The 22,086-nt window shown below is 43.8% G+C and carries 19 protein-coding genes and 1 riboswitch; of the genes, 12 read left to right on the top strand and 7 right to left on the bottom strand.

The genetic code is table 11. From position 1 onward, the window contains the following. Nucleotides 1-124: 124 nt before the first annotated feature. Together HFA01_RS18275 and HFA01_RS18270 are read right to left on the bottom strand one after the other, a co-directional pair. Nucleotides 125-1,455 (bottom strand): IS3 family transposase gene (locus HFA01_RS18275; protein WP_146818811.1). Its coding sequence is split into 2 segments (ribosomal slippage): nt 125-1,083 and nt 1,083-1,455, totalling 1,332 coding nucleotides; the frame shifts between segments, so codons are not numbered across the junction. 134 nt (nt 1,456-1,589) lie between these two features. Then, nucleotides 1,590-2,441, bottom strand: a complete 852-nt coding sequence (locus tag HFA01_RS18270; RefSeq protein ID WP_146818810.1) for a dimethylarginine dimethylaminohydrolase family protein — start codon at nt 2,439-2,441, stop codon at nt 1,590-1,592. 420 nt (nt 2,442-2,861) lie between these two features. Between HFA01_RS18270 and HFA01_RS18265 the strand changes: the two genes are divergently transcribed. Next, nucleotides 2,862-4,028 carry an acyl-CoA dehydrogenase family protein gene (locus HFA01_RS18265; protein ID WP_146818809.1) on the top strand — a complete coding sequence of 389 codons (1,167 nt, stop codon included), beginning with the start codon at nt 2,862-2,864 and terminating at the stop codon, nt 4,026-4,028. A gap of 33 nt (nt 4,029-4,061) precedes the next feature. Here the strand turns inward: HFA01_RS18265 and HFA01_RS18260 are convergent, their stop codons facing one another. Then, the gene (locus HFA01_RS18260) at nt 4,062-4,589 is read right to left on the bottom strand and encodes a type 1 glutamine amidotransferase domain-containing protein (protein ID WP_146818808.1); all 528 of its coding nucleotides are present in this window, start codon (nt 4,587-4,589) and stop codon (nt 4,062-4,064) included. Nucleotides 4,590-4,634: 45 nt separating this feature from the next. Continuing rightward, entirely contained in the window at nt 4,635-5,021 is a 387-nt protein-coding gene (locus HFA01_RS18255; protein WP_146818807.1) for a DoxX family protein, read from the bottom strand. Between the two features lie 215 nt (nt 5,022-5,236). Between HFA01_RS18255 and HFA01_RS18250 the strand changes: the two genes are divergently transcribed. Further along, on the top strand, nt 5,237-6,139 hold the full coding sequence (locus tag HFA01_RS18250) for a DUF1002 domain-containing protein (RefSeq protein ID WP_146818806.1): 903 nt from the start codon (nt 5,237-5,239) through the stop codon (nt 6,137-6,139). A gap of 84 nt (nt 6,140-6,223) precedes the next feature. Here HFA01_RS18250 and HFA01_RS18245 read toward each other — a convergent pair whose 3' ends face one another. Beyond that, nucleotides 6,224-6,802, bottom strand: a complete 579-nt coding sequence (locus HFA01_RS18245; RefSeq protein ID WP_146818805.1) for an SCO family protein — start codon at nt 6,800-6,802, stop codon at nt 6,224-6,226. Nucleotides 6,803-6,957: 155 nt separating this feature from the next. Here HFA01_RS18245 and HFA01_RS18240 point away from each other — a divergent pair, with 155 nt between their 5' ends. Next, complete coding sequence (locus HFA01_RS18240; RefSeq protein WP_146818804.1) at nt 6,958-7,722, top strand: alpha/beta fold hydrolase; 765 nt, start codon at nt 6,958-6,960, stop codon at nt 7,720-7,722. A gap of 34 nt (nt 7,723-7,756) precedes the next feature. Here the strand turns inward: HFA01_RS18240 and HFA01_RS18235 are convergent, their stop codons facing one another. Next, complete coding sequence (locus HFA01_RS18235) at nt 7,757-9,199, bottom strand: hypothetical protein (protein ID WP_146818803.1); 1,443 nt, start codon at nt 9,197-9,199, stop codon at nt 7,757-7,759. Nucleotides 9,200-9,456: 257 nt separating this feature from the next. After that, nucleotides 9,457-9,627: a hypothetical protein gene (locus HFA01_RS18985; RefSeq protein WP_167506271.1), complete on the bottom strand. Its 171-nt coding sequence runs from the start codon at nt 9,625-9,627 to the stop codon at nt 9,457-9,459. A gap of 113 nt (nt 9,628-9,740) precedes the next feature. Here HFA01_RS18985 and HFA01_RS18230 point away from each other — a divergent pair, with 113 nt between their 5' ends. From HFA01_RS18230 to HFA01_RS18190, 9 genes are all read left to right on the top strand, one after another. Then, nucleotides 9,741-11,885 carry an EAL domain-containing protein gene (locus HFA01_RS18230; RefSeq protein ID WP_146818802.1) on the top strand — a complete coding sequence of 715 codons (2,145 nt, stop codon included), beginning with the start codon at nt 9,741-9,743 and terminating at the stop codon, nt 11,883-11,885. A 175-nt stretch (nt 11,886-12,060) separates the two neighbouring features. Beyond that, nucleotides 12,061-12,660, top strand: a complete 600-nt coding sequence (locus tag HFA01_RS18225; RefSeq protein WP_146818801.1) for an NUDIX hydrolase — start codon at nt 12,061-12,063, stop codon at nt 12,658-12,660. A gap of 59 nt (nt 12,661-12,719) precedes the next feature. After that, nucleotides 12,720-13,865 carry a trans-sulfuration enzyme family protein gene (locus HFA01_RS18220; protein ID WP_146818800.1) on the top strand — a complete coding sequence of 382 codons (1,146 nt, stop codon included), beginning with the start codon at nt 12,720-12,722 and terminating at the stop codon, nt 13,863-13,865. 73 nt (nt 13,866-13,938) lie between these two features. Further along, a riboswitch (SAM riboswitch) is annotated at nt 13,939-14,049 on the top strand. A gap of 137 nt (nt 14,050-14,186) precedes the next feature. Next, nucleotides 14,187-15,965, top strand: a complete 1,779-nt coding sequence (locus HFA01_RS18215) for a PLP-dependent aspartate aminotransferase family protein (RefSeq protein ID WP_146818799.1) — start codon at nt 14,187-14,189, stop codon at nt 15,963-15,965. Nucleotides 15,966-15,991: 26 nt separating this feature from the next. Then, the gene (locus HFA01_RS18210) at nt 15,992-16,975 is read left to right on the top strand and encodes an aliphatic sulfonate ABC transporter substrate-binding protein (RefSeq protein WP_146818798.1); all 984 of its coding nucleotides are present in this window, start codon (nt 15,992-15,994) and stop codon (nt 16,973-16,975) included. A gap of 18 nt (nt 16,976-16,993) precedes the next feature. Next, a complete protein-coding gene (locus HFA01_RS18205) occupies nt 16,994-17,827 on the top strand; it encodes an ABC transporter permease (RefSeq protein WP_146818797.1) in 834 nt (277 codons plus the stop codon). Between the two features lie 13 nt (nt 17,828-17,840). After that, complete coding sequence (locus HFA01_RS18200; RefSeq protein ID WP_146818796.1) at nt 17,841-18,554, top strand: ABC transporter ATP-binding protein; 714 nt, start codon at nt 17,841-17,843, stop codon at nt 18,552-18,554. A 14-nt stretch (nt 18,555-18,568) separates the two neighbouring features. Next, nucleotides 18,569-20,254, top strand: a complete 1,686-nt coding sequence (gene acsA, locus HFA01_RS18195; RefSeq protein WP_146818795.1) for an acetate--CoA ligase — start codon at nt 18,569-18,571, stop codon at nt 20,252-20,254. Nucleotides 20,255-20,707: 453 nt separating this feature from the next. Beyond that, complete coding sequence (locus HFA01_RS18190) at nt 20,708-21,946, top strand: dicarboxylate/amino acid:cation symporter (RefSeq protein WP_146818794.1); 1,239 nt, start codon at nt 20,708-20,710, stop codon at nt 21,944-21,946. Nucleotides 21,947-22,086 lie beyond the last annotated feature (140 nt).

Here is a 22,086-nt window from a genome sequence, read left to right as displayed (position 1 = left end):
TAAAGAATCATCAAATAAAAAAACACATGGTAGGTCTTGAGTTATTTATTCCATCCATACAAAAAAGCAGCCCCTTCCAAAAGTGAACTGTAACCTATAATTCGGACAGTTTATAAAAAGAGCCTTAGGCGGCTAGAAGATGATCTCGGTATTGCACCGGGGTCATCTTATTTAATTTCCACTGATATCTTTTGTTATTATATTTTGCTATGTACTGGTTAACTTCTTCTTTAAGTTGGCTTAAGCTTTCACATGATTGGTGATCCACCATATCCTTTAAATGACCAAAGAATGATTCCATAGGTGCGTTATCCCAACAGTTACCCTTTCGAGACATGGACTGACGAAGGCCAGTTTCTCTCACTATAGATTGGAATTTGGGGTGAGTGTAATGAAACCCTTGATCCGAATGAATCATTGCTTCTGGATGGAAACATCCTACGGTTTCTTGAAGTTTCTCTATCGTTCGATAAACAATATCCATCCCTAAGGAAGTAGATATATGATGAGCTACAATCTCCTTAGTAGTACTATCTTTCACGCAAGAAAGATATGCTTTTTGACCTTTCCCAAAATACGTGTAGGTGATATCAGTCAAAAAGACTTTTCCAGGTTCCTTCTGTGTGAACTCTCGGTTAAGATGGTTTGGGCAAGTACGGTGCTCTTGAGTGGCTTTCATCATTTGTTTGTATGGCTTAGCCTGTCTGATCTTTGCCACAAGGTCAAATTTCTTCATTAACCTCCGAATTTTCTTATGATTCATGATGACTCCATAATCATTTTCAAGCAACATTTTAATTTGAAGAGCTCCTACTTTTTCTTGATTTTGCGTGAAGATAACTTGAATAATTTGTATATCCTTTTCGTCTTTTTCATTTCTTACTTGTCTTTTGGACTCACTCTTTATCCACGCATAATATCCACTTCGACTTACTCCTGTGAATTCACATAAATAAGAGACCATATTCTTCAAGGAATATTTATGGATTGTATCATCAATAAGCTGGTAGACTTCTGATGGAGCTATTTTCGTTTCTTCTTCAACGCCTGCCTTTCGAGTTCGTCTAGCTTTTTTAAGAATTCATTTTCAGCCTCTAAGTACTTAATACGAGCTTCCGCTTTTTCAAGTTTTTCTTCCGCAGACAAATTCTTTGAAGAAGGTCGGCCTTTACTTCCTTTTCCACGACGTTCCCCTTCCAGACCAAGCTCTCCATACTTTTCAAACGTGTCACGCCAACGTTTTAAGCATCTTTTTGGTTGATTTTTCCCAATCACTTCTAAGTCAAATCCGTGCTCCTCAAATATTTGAGTTGGAAAGTTTCCTTTCTGATATTCCTGAATTGCCGCTTTCTTAAATAAAGGATGGTATGTGATGGAACGTTCCGAGACCTTTAAGACATTCGGATTGTCCTTTAATTGTTTCGTTTCCGTATTTGAATAAAGCTGTTTACTCATAGTCACACTCCGTTCATATATTTATTTTGATTATAAACGGGTTTCCTTCCTTGAAACAGAAATAACCCGAATAACGGGGCACTTTTTTATAAGTGTCCATTATTCGGGTTATAGTTCAAAGAAGCGGGCTGCTTTTATATTCGTTTTAATGGCAATGTACAGCACCGGAACGACCCACCGGATTTAATAATTTCAGAAAGGTCGACAGGAATCACGTGGAACCCATTTCCCTTTAACTGTGCATTTAGGCTTTCATTATGAGGGAGGCTGATTACTTTACGGTTTCCGATGGAAAGGACGTTCGGCCCCATCGTAAACTGTTCCTGCTCAGTGACTTCAATCACTTTGTAACGTGCGGTGATGGCTTTCAAACTGTTTTTTGTAAATGCAGGAGGATAAAGGATGACAGTAGATTCATCGATCATGTTGAATACGCAGTCCAAATGGAGAATATCCCTTCTTAAAGGAACAGGTATAACCTGATGATCCGGAAGACGTGATTGAAGTTCACGGATCGCTTGTCGGGATGTCCTTTGTGTTTCTCCAACCCACACCCTGGTCCCGTCTACCACAACATCTCCGCCTTCAATTGAGGAGAGGAGTTCCTCTTCTATCTTGATGTTATTCTGTCTTGCCCAGCTCCGGAGGACATCCGTTTCCTCTTTCCGGACCTTTTCACTCATAGTGCTGATAAATAGTCGATGATGGATGGTAAACCCAATATCTCTTGTAAACACCTGTTCATAAAGGTTCGGCTGACTTGGAAGTTGTATGACTTCAATCTCATGATCCTCTAAAATACTAACGAAATGCTTATGTTGCTGAAGGGCTTTTTTGACGTTTATGTTCTGGTGTTGATAATGTTTTTGGGTTTCGTTGATGATTTCAGCGATTTTCATATAAGAAGGTTTGGCGACCACGACTTTTTTCAACGGTGAATACTCGGTCTCACATTGAATACTGTTTTCCGAAGCTATTCCGACCATGTTAGATCCTCCTTTTATTCATATCCCTTTTCTTCCCCGGAGGTTGGCGGATAAAACAACAATATTTTTGTAAGCAAGGCGATTTGAGAAAAGGAGTGGATCCAAGAATGAATTTAGTAAGTGCTCCCATAGTAAAAGGGGGATATTTAAGCCCATTGGTTTACTAGCGGGAGTTTTTAGATTCATGGTTTTTATCTTTATAACCTATAAATTCGACATTTCCCGGGAAATGTCGTGGGAATTATTTGTTAAACGGACGTTTTAGACAAAAGTTACATACAAAGAGATATAGGCTGATACAGAATGATTTCTTGTACATAGGGTATGTTGTAAGGGAGCGAATCAGACAAGCAAGGCATTGGCTTCATCCCGAGTTGTCAGGTATGATTTAGATATAATATGGAATCGGGAGTGGTTGGTTTGGCAGGTGTATGGAAACGTTGGATAAAAAATGACCGGCAGCAGATATTGTTTGAAAAGGCGGATCGGATCGGAAAAGAGGCTCGCAAACATATCTCAGAAACGGATCGTGAAGCGTCTTTTTCTTATGAGACGTTGAAAGTCATCAAAAGGGAGAAATACCCATCGATGTCTTTGCCAGAATCCGAAGGTGGAGAAGGATTGTCTTTATACGAATTCTTGCTGATGCAGGAAAAAATTGCAGAAGGTGATGGTGCTGTAGCTTTGTCAATCGGGTGGCACATGGGCATCATGATGGAACTTTCTCAGGAACAGTTATGGGACAAAAAGTCATATGATCGCCTTGTGAATGAAGTTGTTTCCGAACAAAAAGTCGTAAACAGGGCTGCCACTGAACCGGCAACCGGTAGTCCGACACGGGGAGGAATTCCGGAAACCAAAGCCGTTCGTCGTGGGGACGAATACATTTTGAATGGAAGAAAATCGTTTACCTCAATGGCGGAGCATTTAGATTATTATATTGTGTCTGCTTATGTAGAAGACAAGGATACGGTTGGGTGGTTTTTAATTGACCGCCATCAGCCAGGGTTATCTGTTGATAAAACGTGGGATACCCTTGGTATGAGAGGGACAGCGAGTGATGACCTTGTGTTGGAAGATGTCGAGCTGCAGGAATCCGATCTTGTAGAACTGAAAAGTGGGGGCAAATCCTCGCCAAAGGGATGGCTATTGCACATTCCAGCCTGTTATTTAGGAATTGCTGTAGCCGCTCGTAACGATGCGATTGCTTTTGCTAAAGACTTTCAACCAAATAGTCTGGACGCACCGATTTCTGAAGTATCTCACATTCAAGATAAGATTGGCGAAATGGAGTGGAAATTGCTCCAAGCCCACTCTTTTTTATATTCAGTTGCAAAAAAATGGGATGAAGAACCAGAGCAACGGGATCAGATGGGGGCAGAGCTTGCTGCTGTCAAGCTGGCGGTTACGAATACCGCTAATGAAGTTGTCGATCTAGCTATGCGAATTGCAGGGGGGCGTGGATTATCTAAAACCTATGCCTTTGAAAAATATTACCGTGATGTACGGGCTGGGCTGCATAATCCACCAATGGACGATGCGGTAGTGTCGATGCTTGCTAAACAAGCCATTACGGAAGACCACTAAAAAAACCAGAGCTTTCAAAGCTCTGGTTTTTGTCTATGATTCATCAGCGAGTAAGTCTGCGAAAGCTTTGGCATATGGAGGCAGGTCAGGCGGACGACGGGCAGAAACAATGTGTTCGTCTTGGACGACTGCTTCGTCGAACCATTCTGCACCAGCATTCATCATGTCGTCTTTAATTCCCGGTGTGCTCGTCACCTTTCGACCTTTCAGGATGTTGGCAGAAATAAGCACCCAGCCGGCGTGGCAAATTTGGCCGATTGGTTTGCGTTCATTGTCCATGTGCTGGACCATTTCAATCACTTTGTCATAACGGCGGAGCTTATCCGGAGACCATCCCCCTGGAACTAGAATTCCATCGTAATCAGCTGGGTTGATGTCCTCGAATGCATAATCCGCTGTAGCAGGAACCCCATATTTCCCAGGGTGTTCTTCCCCTGCTTTTTCACCCACAAGGTGGACGGTTGCCCCTTCCTCTTGGAGACGAAGCACCGGGTACCATAGCTCAAGATCTTCAAAATCCTTACTGACCAATTGGATGACTTTCTTTCCTTCTAATCGCATATACAACCTCCTTGTCCATTTCACTATCCCCATTTTATCAGATGGTTACACCTCTTTCGAATCTTTGGAAACGATGAGCACCCACCAAATAAGCAACGGTTGGAAGAGAAGTCGGATCCATAAAGCGGTCTGATTTGTTTCTTCACTCCAGGGAGCCGGAATACCGTAAATGGCAGCATAAAAATTAGCAGGCCAAACGATGAAAAGAAAAGCAGCCGTAGCGAATCCGGCAGCTCTCCGCGTTTGAGGGAAAACAAGGAGAAGGGCAAGGAGCCATTCCGTAATTCCTGTCACATATACAATGATTAATTTAAGCGGTACCCAGGAAGGGAGCATGCGGGCAAAGCCATGGTCATACATGAAGTGGGTGATTCCTGCGTAAAACAGAGCGATAGCAAATACATAAAGTCCGATTTGGCGTGCAATCTTCATAACAGCGTCCATCCTTTCTTTCGGTGATCCATCCTATATAATAGTTGTAATAAGCTCACTTAGAGTTTTTTAAAAGAAATGTGTACGGAGATTGAAACTTTTTCTCACCCTTGTACGTCTATTATGACAACCCGCGTACGATGCGTCGGGTATAATAGATGGGAGGTTCCGCATAACGTAAGTGGGAATCTACCATTTTACAAGGGGTCGAGAACATGAAAACACGTGTCAGTCTATGGATGTTGATCGCCGTTTTGTTTACAGCATTTGCTTTGCCTTCGAGCATTTCCGCTTCGACAGGGGACCAGGGCATTAATGAAAAGTTAGGTTTGCCGATTGTGGTTTATGGAGAAGCCTTGTCTGAAGCACAGAAAACTGATGTGGCAGAGCTGCTTGAAGTCAACAAGCATGACCAGGTCGATGAGTTTACTGTCAACGGCCAGGATCTTGCTAACTATATCGGGGGCAACCCGAATTCGAATATGTATTCATCTGTCAAAATCATTCATCAGGATCATGCAGAAGGGTTGAATATTGATATCGTAACACCTGATAACATAACACAGGTCACGAAAGAAATGTACACAAACGCATTGTTGACCGCTGGTGTGGAGAATGCGGATGTGTTGGTTGCTTCCTCTGTCAAAGTTAGTGGCCACTCTGCGCTTACAGGCATCTATAAAGCTTACGATGCTAAAGGTGTGAAGCTTGATGAAGATCGTATGAAAGTTGCGAGTGACGAGCTTGATATAGCCACAGATATCGCAGAAGAAGAAGGTGTCGATCGGGATGAAATCAGTAAGCTTCTGACCGAAATCAAGAAGCAGATTGCTGAGCAGGACCCAGCGACGCGGGAAGAAATTGAGCAAATCGTCCAAGACCAACTGCAATCCTTGAATATCGAATTGAGTGAAGAAGACCGTCAACGTTTGATTGATCTGTTCGAGCAAATGCGCAATTTGAACATCAACTTCGATCAGGTTCAAAACCAGCTGGAAGACCTGACAGGAAGTATCCAGGATCTAATTAATGACGATGGATTTTGGAACAGCTTGCGGAATGCCGTACAAAACTTTTTCAAATCCTTAAGTAACTTTATCAATTCCCTGTTCAACTAGTGATATTTTTGAGTAAGCCTCAAATGGCCTGATGTACATTTTTAAAAGAACCTCCCGCTTCTAAATTGGAGCGGGAGGTTCTTTTTAGTTAGCGATAGTTTTGGTGTCTTCAACAATTTGTTCAAACGGGACTTCAGTGTTCCCTTTATATTTCTTCAAGACCAATCCTTCTTCATTGATCAGATAAAAAGCTGTTCCATGAATGACCTGGTCGTTCCCTTCTGTTTTTACTGCGGAAGTTTTGAAGCTCTCTTGAGCGAACGTGGAGATTTCTTCCTGTGTGTATTCCGTAATAAACGACCAGTTGCTATGATCAACGCCGTATTTCTTACCAAACTCTTTTAATACTTCAGGCGAATCCACCGTCGGATCTACACTGAAGGACACAATTTCAGCATTAATGTCTTCTTTTTTTAACTGCTCTTGAATTTTCACCATATTACGGGTCATGGGCGGGCAGACCGTATTGCAGTTGGTAAAGATGAAATTGGCAAGCCAAACTTTTCCTTCCATATCGTCGGTGGAAAAGCTTTCTCCCTCTTGTGTCGTTCCTTCAAAAGACTGGACTTCCCAATCCAGCGTATTCTCAAGTTCATTCGATCCGCAAGCAGCCAAGAAGACGACAATTCCTGCGAATAGACTAAGTAATAGAAAACGTTTCATTTTGTTTCCCCTTCCGGACATTATGATACAGGTCTAGTTTACGCCTGCATGAGAGTAAGGTCAATCGAACCTTAATATATTCGGTAAATGGACATAATTTCAGTCTCTCTGGGAATGATAAGGTTCCATGAATATCGGTTAGGGGATGAAGAGCCATGCCTTATTTTACAGAAAAATCCGGGGCGCAATTATTTTATGATGACCGAGGGAACGGGGAAGCCCTTGTTTTTATCCATCCTCCTGGAATGGGGAGGAAAGTATTCAAAATGCAGCACTCCCTCGCGAGGGAATTTCGTGTCATTTTTCCAGACCTCAGTGGGAACGGGGATTCTGATGTAATTTCTCATGCGCCTGATGTATCCATGTACGCAAGGGAGGTCGTCCAGCTCATCGATCATTTAGATCTCGATCAAATCGTCGTCATCGGCTATTCATGCGGAGGGATGATTGCCCAGGAATTCGCTCTCACCTTTCCTGAACGGACGAAAGCAGTGATTCTTGCCGGCGGTTTCCCGAAGGTAGCCACAGGTGGACTTCGGTTTGAGTTTTTAGGGGGAATGTACTGGGTGAATAAGAGCCCTGAGACGCTTGCCAAGTTACTTAGCCATTCCCATTTTAAGGATGCCGAAATTAAGCGTGAATTAAATGAGCACATGGCGAAGTCCGATCCGGAATGTTGGTACACCTATTACAACCGTGCCCTTTCATTTGATTGCAGCGGGCGGTTGAACAGGCTTACTCAACCCTTGTTGCTCGTATATGGCAATAAAGAATTCTGGATCAATGAACATGCTCATTACTACCGCGCTTGCTCTAATGTAAAGATGGAAGTGATTGAACACGCTTTTCATCAGACGCCTGCCACTCATTATGATCGTTTCAATGACGCTGTCATCCGTTTTGTGCAAGGAGAAATTTAAAAAAGCAGAGGGATATTCAACCTCTGCTTTTTTCCTATTGATTTAAGTCGAAGGTATGACCTAATCTGTGAGCGTACACCATCTTATTCACAGTGACAGTGATTTCCTCTGCGTTCCTTAAAGCGGGAGACTGGAAGTGGATGTCTCCTCTATTATCGTGCCCCCAAATATTAGCCTCTGTCGTTTCGCCTTCATTCGTAACGACTTCTATAAATTTCTCCCGTTCTTCCTCGAGGCTATTCATCGGGGCGAGTTGAGCACCGACCAATTTTTCTTCTTGATCCGCTTCATGGGGTTCATACTTGAGTTGAAGATTCATATTGGTTCCGGAAAATGAATCGACCTGTTCAAGGATGATATCTGTATTGTGAGCTTCACCCACTTTCTCATTTAACACGACAGATTCGTTTGAATGGTCTTTAAACTGAGTCATGTCAACGGTGAATGAATAAGGGGTATCATCATGGATTTGAAGAGACCCAAGTTTAAGGCTCACGGCCTCTGTAAGTGGTTCTGATGGCGGCTGGAACCAGGCCTCATATACATTATCTTCTTCTGTCTCGTTTAGATAAAGCCTGACAGGGTGTTCGGATTCTTCCTCCGTTTTTATGACGGCATGCACGGACTGACCGATTTCTTTCCCTTCTGCCTTTATCTTCATTTTTACGTTGCTTGAGGCAACGCCGATATTTACGGATGTCGGTTCCATTGTGACAAGGTCATCAGTGTACACCTCGTCTGTTGTATATCTTTGGAGCACATGTCCATCCTTGTCATGGAAATAACGGACTGGCATTCCTTTAGTTTCGATTGTATGGTGATTGATCCGCAGACTGAAGGAAGTTGAAAATTCTTTATCATAATCCTTTATATCATGGGGATCAAAATTATACCCCCATTTCTCCGTAATGGGAGGAAGCTGGATGAGCCCGTAAACTCGATTTTCAAACACAACCGTATCCCTGGGGTGGAGGGGTTGCGAATGCTGCTGGAACGATTGTTGGTCGCTTCCATTCATGGATTCTATGTTTATACTTTCTACAGATGGCGGCTGAACGAGGTACTTGGTTTCTTCATTGTCGCTATCTTTACTCGTTAATGCAGAAAGGTCTATGCTGTACAATACATGGATGGTGGTCCCGCTGTGCCACACCTCGTTGATCTGCATCCGCCCATCTTTTTCAGGAATTGGAGTAGACTCTTGCGGTCGGACGGTTAAGCCCTTTTTCCTTGCTAATGATAAATTGTGGATACGTTCTTCATAAAACTCATTCACCTGTTCAAATGTATCGACTTCACGCCATTGAAGAGGAAATTCTTCAAGGTCCACCGACTTTGCTTTTCTCATTGGTTTGGAATCTGTGCTCAAAGCCAACTTTTCTTCGCTGCTGTCTGTGTAAACATAAGCCCCTACAGCTAAAACCATCAAAGAAACAACGATTAAAATCCACTTGCTCTTGTTGGTGCCTTTCTTCATATGTAAATAACCCTTTCTTTTGGTTTGTTTCTAAACTCCATCATTAAATCTCTATCTTGTTTCGTATAAGCTCCCGTTTGTGGAAGACTCAGTTTCGAGATGATTTCGGCGTTTCGTTGCCAAGATAAGCGTCAGTCCCGATGTTTTGGAGATTATGTAAAGATTTGTAGGTGTTCCACTCATATAATAACAGAATTTTCGGTCATTATGAGTTGGAAGCACTAAAAAAAGTGATCTCAAAATCGAGATCACTTTTTTTAATCTTCATCATCTGAATAATGGTGGTAGAGAGCTTCACTTTCAGAATGGACTTCATCATCATCCGCTTGATGGGAAAAGGATTGGCTGTAGCTCAACTTTCGATTGAACACTTGTGCCATATCATTGGTCTGCTCCACAGTACCTCGTCTTTGTTTTTTCTGTTTCATATAATTTTCCTCCTTTTTGGGTAGTTTTCCTCGTGAAAAAAGGATTAAACTTTAGTTCTAATTTTCCGATATTTAGGAAGAGGGAATAAACTTTTTTGGAGTAGGTGAACGGAATGGCTCGGATCATGGAACATCCTTGGAATACACTTAAGCAGCTTTCCATCCCTATATGGTTCTTCGATATTGAAAAAGAGAACATCTATGTGAGTGAAAGGTTGAAAAGCCAATGGAAGTTGGACTCAACCCTATTGAGTTGTCGGGATTTACTGCGGCTCATTCATAAGGATGACTTGGCATATATGGACCATCAAACGATGACGAAAGAGAATCGTCATTTTTTTTATATGAATTATCGTGTGGTGAACGCTGGAAAGTACGAATGGATGAAGGATATCGTCACGCCTTTTTTTGATGAGGATGGAAACATCCTTGGATATACAGGTATGTCCGCTCCTGATTCTGCTTACATTGAAGAATTGGGTCGGATTAAGAAAGCAATTGTGGAGATTGGTGATGCTTTTCTTTCCTACAATGGACAAGAATTCTTTGATTTTCTTGTAGAGTATTTATCCTCCGTCCTTGGCGTGGAAACCGTGCTGGTCGGGGAATTGACTGGAGAAGCTAAAAATGAAGTGACAGCGATTTCCTTGTCTTTTAAAGGGAGGACTAGTTCGGGTTTGCGCTATGCGTTGAAAAATACCCCTTGTGAGCAAGTAACGAGGTTTCATGAATGTTATTATCCGAATGATGTAGGGACACTTTTCCCTGAAGATCAAACGATAAAGGATTTTGGAGTGGAGAGTTATCTCGGGAAAGCTTTGCTTAACTCGGATGGTGAAGTCATCGGAATCCTTGCGATTATGGATAACCGCACGCAGACGAGCGGGCCATTAAGCAAAGCTCTTTTTCAAATCTTTGCTGATCGTACAGCAAATGAGCTTTCCAGAATGCAAGCAGAAAAGAAGCTGGAGATCTTGTCTCAGTACGATCCTTTGACAGGGCTTGTTACAAGAAGCTATCTTTCAGGCATCCTGGAAGACGAAATTCAATCTACGGCAGAAAAAGAACACAATATGGCTCTCTTACTCATCGACATTGATAACTTTAAAATGCTCAATGATTCCTGGGGACACACGAAAGGGGATGAATTGCTTCGGCAATTCTCCCGCTACTTGAGGCAGACATTCGCAAAACATGATGCTGTAATTTCCAGAATCAGCAGTGATGAATTTGTTGTCCTTCTCAGACATGTCCAAAGCATTGAAGAGCTAAGGGAAATCTGTGATCACGTTATTCACTCGATGCGACGCCCTTTTCTTATTGGAGAAAAAGAGTTCTATAATACCGTGAGTATTGGTGTTACCTTCACCCAGGAGCGCCACCGAGATCAATATAGTGGAGAAACTCTTTTACGCCATGCGGATGCAGCGATGCACGAAGCCAAGAGAAGCGGAAAAAACCGCTATGCCGTTTATGAAGAAAAAATGAGTGAGCAGATGAGAGAAGAGCTCCATTTGAAGCAATCTCTCCATCATGCGCTTGATAAACATCAGTTTGAGCTTCATTATCAGTCTCAGGTGTGTGGAAGAACATCACAGGTGATCGGGTATGAATCACTCATACGTTGGAACCATCCGGATTATGGTTTGTTGTCTCCACAATATTTCATCAGCCTTGCTGAGGAATCGGGGATGATTATAGAGATTGGGGAATGGGTATTGAACGAAGCTTGTCAGCAAGCAAAAAGATGGCAGGTGGAAGACCGAAGGACGGATTTAAAAATATCAGTGAATCTGTCTGCCCAGCAGTTCAAGGATTCCAATCTTTCAAAAAAAGTGCTGAAAGCTCTTAGAGATTCAAAGCTTCCTCCTGACAGCCTGATCCTTGAAATTACGGAAACAATGGTCCTTCAGGATTTTGAACGCAGCACAGATACATTGAACGGGTTGCGGGAAAAAGGGATCAAAGTCCATTTGGATGACTTTGGCGTTGGTTTTTCTTCCCTCAGTTATTTACATCGTCTTCCTGTTGATGCGATAAAAATCGATCGATCGTTCATCAATCAAATCGGAGAGCAAGGGAAAGAAGTGCCGATTGTTAATGCCATCATCAGTATGGCGAAAAGTCTTGGACTTCAGGTCATTGCTGAAGGTGTGGAAACCAGTAAACATATGGCCTACTTAAAGCAGAAAGGCTGTTATGAATATCAGGGGTATTACTTTAGCAAGCCAGTGCCTGCAAGCCTCGTGATCAACTAAAAAGGTGGATGTTCATGATGTACTGGCGTTCTGGTATTTTGTTATTCTTTGGTGTAATACTCTACATTCCTTTAAGGTTGTCTTATGCTCAGAGTGTGACGCTCTGAGCTATTTTCGTTCTGTGTATTTTTCAGGGGGAGAGTGTTGGAACAATAAGGTTGAGGAGGGATTACGTATGGCGGAGATGTTGACGATTTTTGATGAAAAAGGGCATCCGATTGGTATCAAAGAAAGAGATCATGTCCATCAGGACGGGGATTGGCATGAAACCTTCCACTGTTGGATGTTCCACATGGAAGGTGAGAAGATCCATTTACTGCTGCAACAAAGAGCGGACCATAAGCAGGATTTCCCGAGCCTTTATGATATTACAGCTGCGGGACATATAGAGGCAGGGGAGGACATACTACTGGCTGGCGTCCGGGAAATTGAAGAGGAAATCGGTTTGAAGGTGGTCCCAGGGGAATTGGCGTATCAAGGCGATTTCAAGGAAGAATTGAAGGAAGGATCACTCTTGGACCGCGAAATTTGTCATATTTACCTTCTACCATGGACAAGTGATAGGACTTTTACAATCGGAGAAGAAGTGAAGGATATCGTTTCTGTGCCATTGGTCGATATGGAAGGGTTAATGGATAAACAAGAGAGTGTAAAGGGGGTCTCTATTCTTACTGAAAAAGAAAAAGCAGTGACTCGTAACAACCTTGTCCCTCATGAAAAAAGATATGAGCGGTACATCTTTCATGTGATTCGTGAATATGTCGCAAAACTTTGACAATATTCCTGCTTTTTCTATATAATTTCTCATTAAGTGATAGAGAGAGGAGACGAACGATGACGAATACATCTTTTGATACGAAAATTGTACACCATAAAGCGGACCAGCGCCTTGTGCCGAATAGTAAGAGCACACCGATTTACCAGACGTCCGCCTTTACATTCAAAGACTTGGATCACTTAGAAAGTTATTATGAGGGACACAGCCCTTATTTATATACAAGAGAGCGAAACCCCAATACCGATGAACTTGCGGGGACCGTTGCGGAACTGGAGGAAGCACCAGCCGGGGTGGCCTCTTCATCCGGAATGTCAGCCATTCTTGCCGGTATTCTAGCGGTTGCAAAACCAGGGGATCATATCGTTGCCGCAGAGGATGTTTATGGGGGTTCACACAAGCTGATCACCAAAGAGCTGTCCACGTTCGGTATTGATGTCACGATGGTTTCTTTTTCAAATCTTGAGAAAGTTTCAGAGGTGATCACAGATCAAACGAAGCTTCTCTATACGGAATCGATCTCCAATCCTTTTTTAAGGGTGGAAGATTTAGAAGGTTTAGTCGCCCTTGCTCGTAAAAAGAATGTGAAAACGATGGTTGATAATACGTTCGCTACCCCATACTTATTGCAGCCGTACACGCATGGAGTCGATCTTGTCGTCCATAGTGGAACGAAGTATATTGGTGGTCATAGTGACGTGACGTGCGGGGTGCTGGTCGGAAATGAGGAGTTGGTTAAGGCCGCTACTCAAAAGATTGTCACATTTGGTGCGAACCTTAGCCCGTTCGAAGCATGGCTGACTCAACGCGGGGCAAAAACATTAGGTCTTAGAATGAAAAAACAATCATACAATGCAGAACAGGTAGCGAAAGCCCTGGGTGAACATGATGCCGTCCGTACCGTCTATTACCCTGAAAAGGTTTCGGAAAGAGGGAACGGAGCCATTGTGACCATTGAGCTTAATGATTCGATTGACGTAGAGGCGTTTTTCCGTTCACTCGGATGGGTGAAAATCGCCCCTACGCTCGCAGGTGTAGAAACAACGGTTTCTTATCCTGTCCGTACCTCTCATCGTGCGTTATCGAATACTGAACGTGAGAAAATCGGCATCAATGATTACGTGATTCGTCTGTCGATCGGCATTGAAGATTATGAAGATATTGTCAAACAACTGGAAAAAGCACTCGCAGATTCTAAAAATTAAATTTTCTAAAATAATTGACTTTTCTGATTGTTATCCGTTATAATTCTCAACATAATCAATTAACTGCATACATCTCTTATCAAGAGAGGCTGAGGGAATAGGCCCTGTGAAGCCCGGCAACCTTCAAACATCGGTTTGAAAAGGTGCCAAGTCCTACAGATCAGGTTGATCTGGTAGATAAGAGGAGGAATCGAAATAACAAACCCTCTTCTTATTTGGAAGAGGGTTTTTTGCTGTTCGGAGAAAGATCCATGGACTATTCGTATGCATAAAGCCAACTATATCTATAAGAATAGGAATCTTTTTGAGGAGGAAATAAACATGACGAATTCATTTGAAAGCTATGATGTAGATACGATTTCTTTACACGGAGGACAGTCACCCGATCCGACAACAGGATCTCGTGCGGTGCCGATTTACCAAACGACCTCCTATGTTTTCCATGACACAGAACACGCCCAGAGCCTTTTTGCCCTAGACGAACCTGGAAATATTTACTCCCGTATCGGAAATCCGACCGTCGATGTTTTTGAGAAAAGAATGGCCCTCTTGGAGGGAGGGGTCGCTTCTGTAGCGACGGCTTCCGGAATGTCAGCCATTGCCCTATCCATTTTAAACATCGCAGGCTCCGGAGATGAAGTGGTTGCCGCGTCAAATCTTTATGGCGGGACTTATAATTTATTCGCTAACACTTTACCGCGATATGGCATTAAAGTTCATTTTGTTGACCCGGAGGATCCTGATAACTTCCGTAAAGCCATTACAGACCGTACGAAAGCCGTCTTTGCTGAAACGATCGGGAATCCGAGCCTTCACGTGCTCGATATTGAAAAGGTAGCGGCCGTCGCTCATGAGCATGACCTTCCACTTCTCATCGATAATACATTCGCCACCCCTTATACGTGCCGGCCCATTGAGCACGGAGCCGACATTGTCATCCACTCCGCAACGAAATGGATTGGGGGTCATGGAACGGCCATTGGAGGAGTCGTCGTAGACGGAGGACAGTTCAATTGGGGGAACGGCAAGTATCCCGTATTCACTGAGCCTGATGACAGTTATAACGGGATCGTTTATACCGCTGACTTTGGAACCCTTGCCTATATAACGAAACTGCGTGTTCAATTGCTTCGTGATTTTGGATCTTGTTTGAGCCCGCATAATGCTTTCTTGTTATTGCAAGGATTAGAGACGCTGCATTTGCGTGTCGCCCGCCACGGGGACAATGCACAGGAAATCGCGGAATACTTACAAGGACATCCTGATGTGGAATGGGTTTCGTACCCAGGGCTGCCTACACACCCAGCTCATGAACTAGCCAATCGTTACCTTGATGGAGGGTATGGTTCGATCGTAAACTTTGGCATCAAAGGTGGACGGGAAGCTGGAAGAAAGGTAATCAATAATATTTCTCTCTGGTCTCATGTAGCAAACGTCGGAGATGCCAAATCATTGATCATCCACCCTGCGTCAACGACACACCAGCAATTGTCCGTTGAGGATCTTGCTGCAAGTGGAGTGACGGAGGAATTAATTCGCTTATCCATAGGACTTGAATCGAGCAAAGACTTGATCAACGACCTTGATCGGGCTATTGCAAAAGCGACAGGAAGAGAAACAGACCGCACGGCTATTACTGAAAATGATGAAGGTGTCATCAAGTGGGCCTTGAGCTCCTCCAAAACCCAAGAAGATGGAGAAACACGACCGAAACGTTTAGCGGTGGTCGGGTTAAGCGGAAAGCCCTCCCGTCCAAGTCATCGTCTAGCCAGAAAAATGCAGAGACTGGGGTACCAAATTGTCCCTGTAAATCCAAGAGAAACAGAAGTATTAGGAGAGAAGGCATACCCAGATTTGAGATCGATTCCATTTAAAGTTGATGTTGTGCAAGTATTCCGGAGCCCAGAAGCAGCTATTGAAATTGCTAAGGAAGCAGCAGAGATCCGACCGGACGTTTTCTGGCTGCAAGAAGGGGTCATCGCACCGAAGGCGGCCCAGATCGCAAGTGAAGCTGGACTTGAAGTGGTACATAACCGTTGTACCTATAAAGAAGCCCAGCGGTTAAGAGGAACCATTGATACCTATGCATGTGAAATCTAGAAACCAATGATAGAGGAGGATGGAAAATGGGACTAAAGAAAACATTCATCACTTTAGGGTTACTTGTGACGTTGGGCCTTGTAGGTTGTTCGGGAGATGCAGAAGGGAAAAGCGACTCACCAGACAAAGTAACGCTCGATTATGCGTATTATTCTCCGACGAGTCTAGTATTGAAAGAGAAGGGTTTCGCTGAAGAAATTTTTGAAGATGAAGGGATCGAAGTAGAATGGGTTCTCAGCCAGGGAAGTAACAAAGCCCTTGAATTCCTGAATTCAAGCAGTGTAGACTTCGGTTCGACTGCCGGCGCAGCGGCCCTGATGGCGAAAGCGAATAACGCTCCCGTAGAATCTGTTTATTTGTACTCCAAGCCCGAATGGACGGCACTTGTTACGAACCCTGATAGTGGAATATCGTCCGTGGAAGATTTGAAAGGAAAGAAGGTAGCGGCAACGCTCGGGACAGATCCTTATATTTTCTTAGTTCGCGCACTGAAAGATCACGGGCTTTCCACTGATGACATTGAGCTTGTGAATTTGCAGCACCCTGAAGGAGCATCTGCACTCACTAATGGAAACGTCGATGCGTGGGCAGGGCTCGATCCTCATATGGCTCGCAATGAATTAGAAGGCGGGGCAGAACTCTTCTACCGTAAGCCGGAATTCAATACTTACGGAACGCTGAACGTTCGTTCGGACTATGCCAAACAACATCCGGAAATTGTCACACAGGTCATTGAAGCTTATGAAAAAGCAAGAGAATGGACAGTTGAGAACCCTGAGAAAGCAGCAGAAATCCTTGCTGAAGAAGCGGGATTGGATCTAGAAGTAGCCAAGAAGAGTCTGGAAAGGAATGATCTCTCGAACCCTGTACCAGGAGAGGCGTTGAGGGAAACTGTTCTAGGCGCCGGTCAAGTGCTTCAGGAAGAAGAAGTCATTAAGGCAGACGTGGATATTGAGAAAATTACAGAAGCGCTTATCAATCCGCAATATGCGGAAGAAGTGATTGAGTAAAAAGGAGGGAGCACGTTTATGTCCAGTCGTACAGAAACGACCGTCCAACCGGCAGCCCGGGTGAATAAAGCTCGTGCGGTGAAGGGAAACCTATCCGGTTCCTGGCTGGGTCTGATCCTTCCTGTTTTCATCATCCTTTTGTGGGAGTATGCTTCGAGGTCGGGGTGGGTGGCTCCTCATTTGCTACCTTCTCCCACGACCGTTGTGGATGAAATGGCGGCCCTGGCTCAGGGTGGAGAACTTTTGGGGCACATCACCATCACGCTTTACAGAGTTTTTGCTGGCTTTCTAGCAGGTTCACTAGCGGCCGTTCTTCTCGGAGCAGCGACAGGTTATGTAAAAGTCATCCATCAGTTGCTCGACCCCATGCTGCAAGCATTGAGAGCCATTCCGTCCCTCGCCTGGGTTCCATTATTTGTTTTGTGGATTGGTATTGGAGAAGCTTCCAAAATCACTCTCGTGGCTGTGGGTGTCTTCTTCCCAGTGTACTTGAATTTGACTTCAGGCATACAGGGAATTGATCGTAAGTTGATTGAAGTTGGTAGAATATACAATTTCACAAGTCTTCAGCAAATCAAAAAAATCATTCTTCCAGCGGCTTTACCATCTTTCATCATTGGTTTAAGGAGTGGACTGAGTCTCGGGTGGATGTTCGTGGTCGCAGCAGAACTGCTCGGCGCAAGCCAGGGTCTTGGGTATTTGATGGTGTACGGTCAGAATACCTCCGCTCCATCCCTCGTAATTGGAAGCATCATCCTCTTTGCCATCTTTGGGAAAATCACAGATGAAATCTTAAAGAGAATTCAGACCAAAACGTTGAAATGGCAGGACAATCTGGAAAATGCCTCATAAAGGAGGGCTGTCTATGTTAGCTGTCCATCAAGTATCGCGCACATTTCAAAATGGGAAAGCAGGATTTGAGAATATCAATTTGCAGTTGCAAAGAGGAGAAGTTGTCGGTGTCCTGGGAACGAGTGGTTGTGGCAAAAGTACATTCCTGCGTGTCCTTTCAGGTCTGGATCCGCAATTTGAAGGAAGCATTCGCACAGAAGCTGAACGCCCGGAAGAAGCTTTCGGAATGATGTTCCAAGAGCCGAGACTCATGCCGTGGTTAACCGTTATGGATAATGTGACGTTCGGCTTTTCTAAAAAGCAAAAGAAGTCAGAGGCGTTGGACTTAATTGAAACAGTGGGACTGCAGGGGTTTGAAAAACATTATCCCAAAGACCTATCAGGTGGAATGGCCCAGCGAGCAGCGATTGCCAGATCTCTGCTCAGTCAACCGGACATCCTTCTCCTGGATGAACCGTTTAGTGCTCTTGATGCTTTTACAAAAATGCAGCTGCAAGACTTACTATTGTCCATTTGGGAAAAGCGTAGGACGACGACCTTGCTCGTCACCCACGACATCGATGAGGCGCTCTATTTATGTGATCGAATCGTAATCATGCGCGGTCAGCCGGGGCAGATCGCATCAGAAATCTTCATCAATCGTTCCAAACCTCGAAAACGAGGAGACCACCGCCTGGCTGAGTTGAAAGAAGAAATATTGAAGGAATTGGATTTCACCAAATCTTAAGGAGGAGCTAGATCATGACAGCAGCGATCATCCCACCACAACCTGCAAAATACAATATAGAAGCAGAATGGATGGAAGGAGAGCCTTTTGATTGGATTGCCGTAAACGATCGTTTCACATGGAATGTAACAGGTAAGGTGAATATGGCATACGAATGCGTGGACAGACATGTCGATGAAGGAAGGGGGAACCGGGTCGCATTACACTACGTGTCTGAGAAGGAAGAATGGACCCTTACCTTCGCTGAGCTGAAAAGTGAAGTCAACCGCTGGGCGAATGTGCTCCTTCAACATGGTGTGAAAAAAGGAGATTTCGTTTTCGTCTTTTTACCAAAACATCCACACTGTCACATTGCAATGTTTGCCGCCATTAAAATTGGTGCGGTGGTCGGTCCTTTATTTGAAGCTTTTATGGAAGAAGCGGTAAAGGACCGCATTAATGACTGTGAGGGCAAGTACTTAATTACAGACGATTCCTTTATGGATCGAGTAAACAGAGAAGAGATTCCAAGCCTGACAAAGGTTTTCACTACGAATAAAACAGTTGGAGCCATCCCTTCCATTACAAAAGAAGCAGAAAAAGCAAGTGATGAACTGGACACGGTGTGGGTTGACCTTGATGACGGGCTCAACATTCATTATACGAGTGGATCGACCGGGAAACCAAAAGGAATCATCCATGCCCATCGAAACATGATCCAGCAGTATCAGACGGGGCGTTGGGTGTTGGATCTGAAAGAAGACGATGTGTACTGGTGTACAGCACATCCCGGATGGGTGACAGGTACGGTCTATGGAGTATTCGCCCCATTGTTGAACGGGGTGACTACAGTCATTCACGGAGGACGCTTTTCAGCGAAAGCGTGGTATGAAGTATTGGAGAAGGCTAAAGTTTCTGTATGGTACAGTGCCCCCACCGCCTTACGGATGATGAAATCCCAGAGTGAAGATATGCACGTCCGCTATGACCTTTCTTCTCTACGTCATATCTTAAGTGTTGGAGAACCACTCAACCCAGAAGTCATTCACTGGGCGTATCAAACGTGGAATTTGAGGATACATGATACATGGTGGATGACAGAAACCGGAGCGCAGCTGATTGCTAATCTTCCCACACGCCCGATCAAACCTGGATCCATGGGGCGTCCGATACCTGGAATTGAAGTCGAGATCCTTAATGAAGAAGGACAGCCTCTTCCTCCATATGAGACAGGACATCTGGCCATTCGTTCTGGCTGGCCATCCATGATGAAAGAAGTGTGGAAGAATCCGGGGAAATTCTCTTCCTATTTCCCGTTTGGTGAAGAATGGTATTTGGCTGGCGATTTAGCCTATAGGGACGAGGAAGGATACGTATTTTTTCAAGGCAGAAGTGATGATATGATCAATTCTTCTGGAGAGCGTATTGGTCCTTTCGAAGTGGAAAGTAAATTACTCGAACACCCAGCTGTAAGGGAGTCGGGAGTGATTGGAAAGCCCGACCCAGTACGTGGAGAAATAGTAAAAGCTTTTATTGTTGTTCATGATGGATACAAACAGCGGGAAGGTCTCTTGGAAGAGTTACGACATTTTGTAAAAACCGAGCTCGCTGCCCACTGTGCTCCAAGGGAAATTGAAATGATAGAAGAACTTCCGAAAACACAAATCAGCGGGAAAGTTTTGCGAAGGGAATTGAAGAAGTGGGAAAGCGCTAATTCTTGATAAAGAACGGCTGCCACATAAGTGGCCGTTTTTTTATGCAACAGGATAATATTATATGCATGGCTAGAGGGGGATTTGTGAATATGTAATAAATTCTAAACATTCTCATAATGGAGAAATAACTATGAATCTCGCGGTTTCAATGGCCATTGAAAGTTATGTAGCACCGTTTGGTACATAGTTGTATAAGAAACTACCAGCAAATTCTATTCAATTTTCAATCATTCTGTGTTATAATTTATAAAGCACATTTACACACGCGCTGGTTGCAACCATCTAAGAAGAGCCTGAAACACAACCATACCAAGGCTCGAAGGTACCGAATTCTATATTGTTAGTAAGTCTTTTTTTAATGCTTTTAGACATGGTAGGGAACATGTCGTCTTTGAAAATTTTCACTTTTTAAACAAAATAATAAGTAAGCGTTTTCATAATGTTGTAGGAGGTTACTTCATGAAACTAACAACCAAGATTTTTATAGGTTTAATTCTTGGTGCTATTGTAGGCTTAGGTCTGCACTTAGCTGCCCCGGATTTGTTCACTACGTTAGATGCTTATGTTTTTGGCCCTTTAGGTACGGTATTCTTAAATCTTATTAAAATGCTAGTTGTACCAATCGTGTTCTTCTCTATCACACTAGGTACCGCTTCTCTTGGCGATCCAAAGAAATTAGGTAGAATCGGTGGAAAGACCATTGCATTCTTCCTCGTAACAACGACGATTGCGATCAGTATTGCGATTTCTCTTGCGTACGTTTTCCAGCCCGGGAACATTGACATCAACCCAGCGGGTGCAGAGTATGAAGCTCAGGAAGCACCTGGCGTCGTCGAAACATTTACAAACATTATTCCGACAAACCCTATCCAGGCAATGACGGAAGGGAACATGCTTCAAATCATCGCCTTCGCGATCTTCATCGGCTTCGCACTTGCGATGCTTGGTAAGAAGACGGAAGGGATTTACAAGCTTGTCGAACAAGGAAATGAAATTATGATGTTCCTTGTAAACTTGATCATGCGCTTTGCTCCTTATGGTGCCTTCGGTCTCCTTGCTTCTGCAATTGGAACAATGGGAATCGACGGTATGAAAGGGATGGCTATGTACATGATCGTCGTTATCCTAGGATTAATCATCCATGGAATCGTCACGTATGGGTCTGCTGTTGCATTCCTAGGAAAGATGAATCCAATCAAGTTTGTCAAAGGGTTCTTCCCTGCGATGACGGTCGGTTTCAGTACGTCAAGCAGTAGTTCAACACTACCAATTTCCATGAAAACAGCTCAGGAAAACTTGAATGTTCCGAAACCTGTCAGTAGTTTCGTTCAGCCTTTGGGTGCAACCATCAACATGGATGGTACTGCAATCATGCAGGGTGTAGCGACAATTTTCATTGCTCAAGTCTACGGTTCTGACCTTTCCTTTGCACAACTGGTTATGGTCGTCCTGACGGCGGTTCTTGCAAGTATTGGTACTGCAGGGGTCCCAGGTGTAGGATTGATTATGCTTGCGATGGTTCTTAACCAAGTATCCCTGCCAGTCGAAGGGATCGCACTCATCATCGGTATCGACCGACTGCTTGATATGCTACGTACATCCTTGAACATCACGGGTGACGCAGCATGTGCTGTCGTAGTTGCTGAATCAGAGCGGAAATACGGCATCGATGAAGATGCCAAACGTATGGAAGCATAAAGCATAATAAACGAAAGTGCAACCTTTTTGGTTGCACTTTTTTTATATTTATATAAATCTATCTCTCCAAATGACACAATTTATTATAGGTTATTAAACTAAATGGCAGGATACTTGAAGACTCAGTTTCGAGACTTTTA

Origin of the sequence: Halobacillus faecis (assembly GCF_007991335.1) — a bacterium.
GTDB classification, from domain to species: domain Bacteria; phylum Bacillota; class Bacilli; order Bacillales; family Halobacillaceae; genus Halobacillus; species Halobacillus faecis.
Note: the sequence above shows the minus strand (reverse complement) of the source record. Positions and strands in the feature narration are given on the sequence as shown.

Excerpts from the sequence above, each read along its gene's own strand:
- HFA01_RS18270 (WP_146818810.1), bottom strand. The coding sequence starts at position 2,441 with ATGGTCGGAATAGCTTCGGAAAACAGTATTCAATGTGAGACCGAGTAT.
- HFA01_RS18260 (WP_146818808.1), bottom strand. The coding sequence starts at position 4,589 with ATGCGATTAGAAGGAAAGAAAGTCATCCAATTGGTCAGTAAGGATTTT.
- HFA01_RS18255 (WP_146818807.1), bottom strand. The coding sequence starts at position 5,021 with ATGAAGATTGCACGCCAAATCGGACTTTATGTATTTGCTATCGCTCTG.
- HFA01_RS18250 (WP_146818806.1), top strand. The coding sequence starts at position 5,237 with ATGAAAACACGTGTCAGTCTATGGATGTTGATCGCCGTTTTGTTTACA.
- HFA01_RS18245 (WP_146818805.1), bottom strand. The coding sequence starts at position 6,802 with ATGAAACGTTTTCTATTACTTAGTCTATTCGCAGGAATTGTCGTCTTC.
- HFA01_RS18240 (WP_146818804.1), top strand. The coding sequence starts at position 6,958 with ATGCCTTATTTTACAGAAAAATCCGGGGCGCAATTATTTTATGATGAC.
- HFA01_RS18235 (WP_146818803.1), bottom strand. The coding sequence starts at position 9,199 with ATGAAGAAAGGCACCAACAAGAGCAAGTGGATTTTAATCGTTGTTTCT.
- HFA01_RS18985 (WP_167506271.1), bottom strand. The coding sequence starts at position 9,627 with ATGAAACAGAAAAAACAAAGACGAGGTACTGTGGAGCAGACCAATGAT.
- HFA01_RS18230 (WP_146818802.1), top strand. The coding sequence starts at position 9,741 with ATGGCTCGGATCATGGAACATCCTTGGAATACACTTAAGCAGCTTTCC.
- HFA01_RS18225 (WP_146818801.1), top strand. The coding sequence starts at position 12,061 with ATGGCGGAGATGTTGACGATTTTTGATGAAAAAGGGCATCCGATTGGT.
- HFA01_RS18220 (WP_146818800.1), top strand. The coding sequence starts at position 12,720 with ATGACGAATACATCTTTTGATACGAAAATTGTACACCATAAAGCGGAC.
- HFA01_RS18215 (WP_146818799.1), top strand. The coding sequence starts at position 14,187 with ATGACGAATTCATTTGAAAGCTATGATGTAGATACGATTTCTTTACAC.
- HFA01_RS18210 (WP_146818798.1), top strand. The coding sequence starts at position 15,992 with ATGGGACTAAAGAAAACATTCATCACTTTAGGGTTACTTGTGACGTTG.
- HFA01_RS18205 (WP_146818797.1), top strand. The coding sequence starts at position 16,994 with ATGTCCAGTCGTACAGAAACGACCGTCCAACCGGCAGCCCGGGTGAAT.
- HFA01_RS18200 (WP_146818796.1), top strand. The coding sequence starts at position 17,841 with ATGTTAGCTGTCCATCAAGTATCGCGCACATTTCAAAATGGGAAAGCA.
- acsA (WP_146818795.1), top strand. The coding sequence starts at position 18,569 with ATGACAGCAGCGATCATCCCACCACAACCTGCAAAATACAATATAGAA.
- HFA01_RS18190 (WP_146818794.1), top strand. The coding sequence starts at position 20,708 with ATGAAACTAACAACCAAGATTTTTATAGGTTTAATTCTTGGTGCTATT.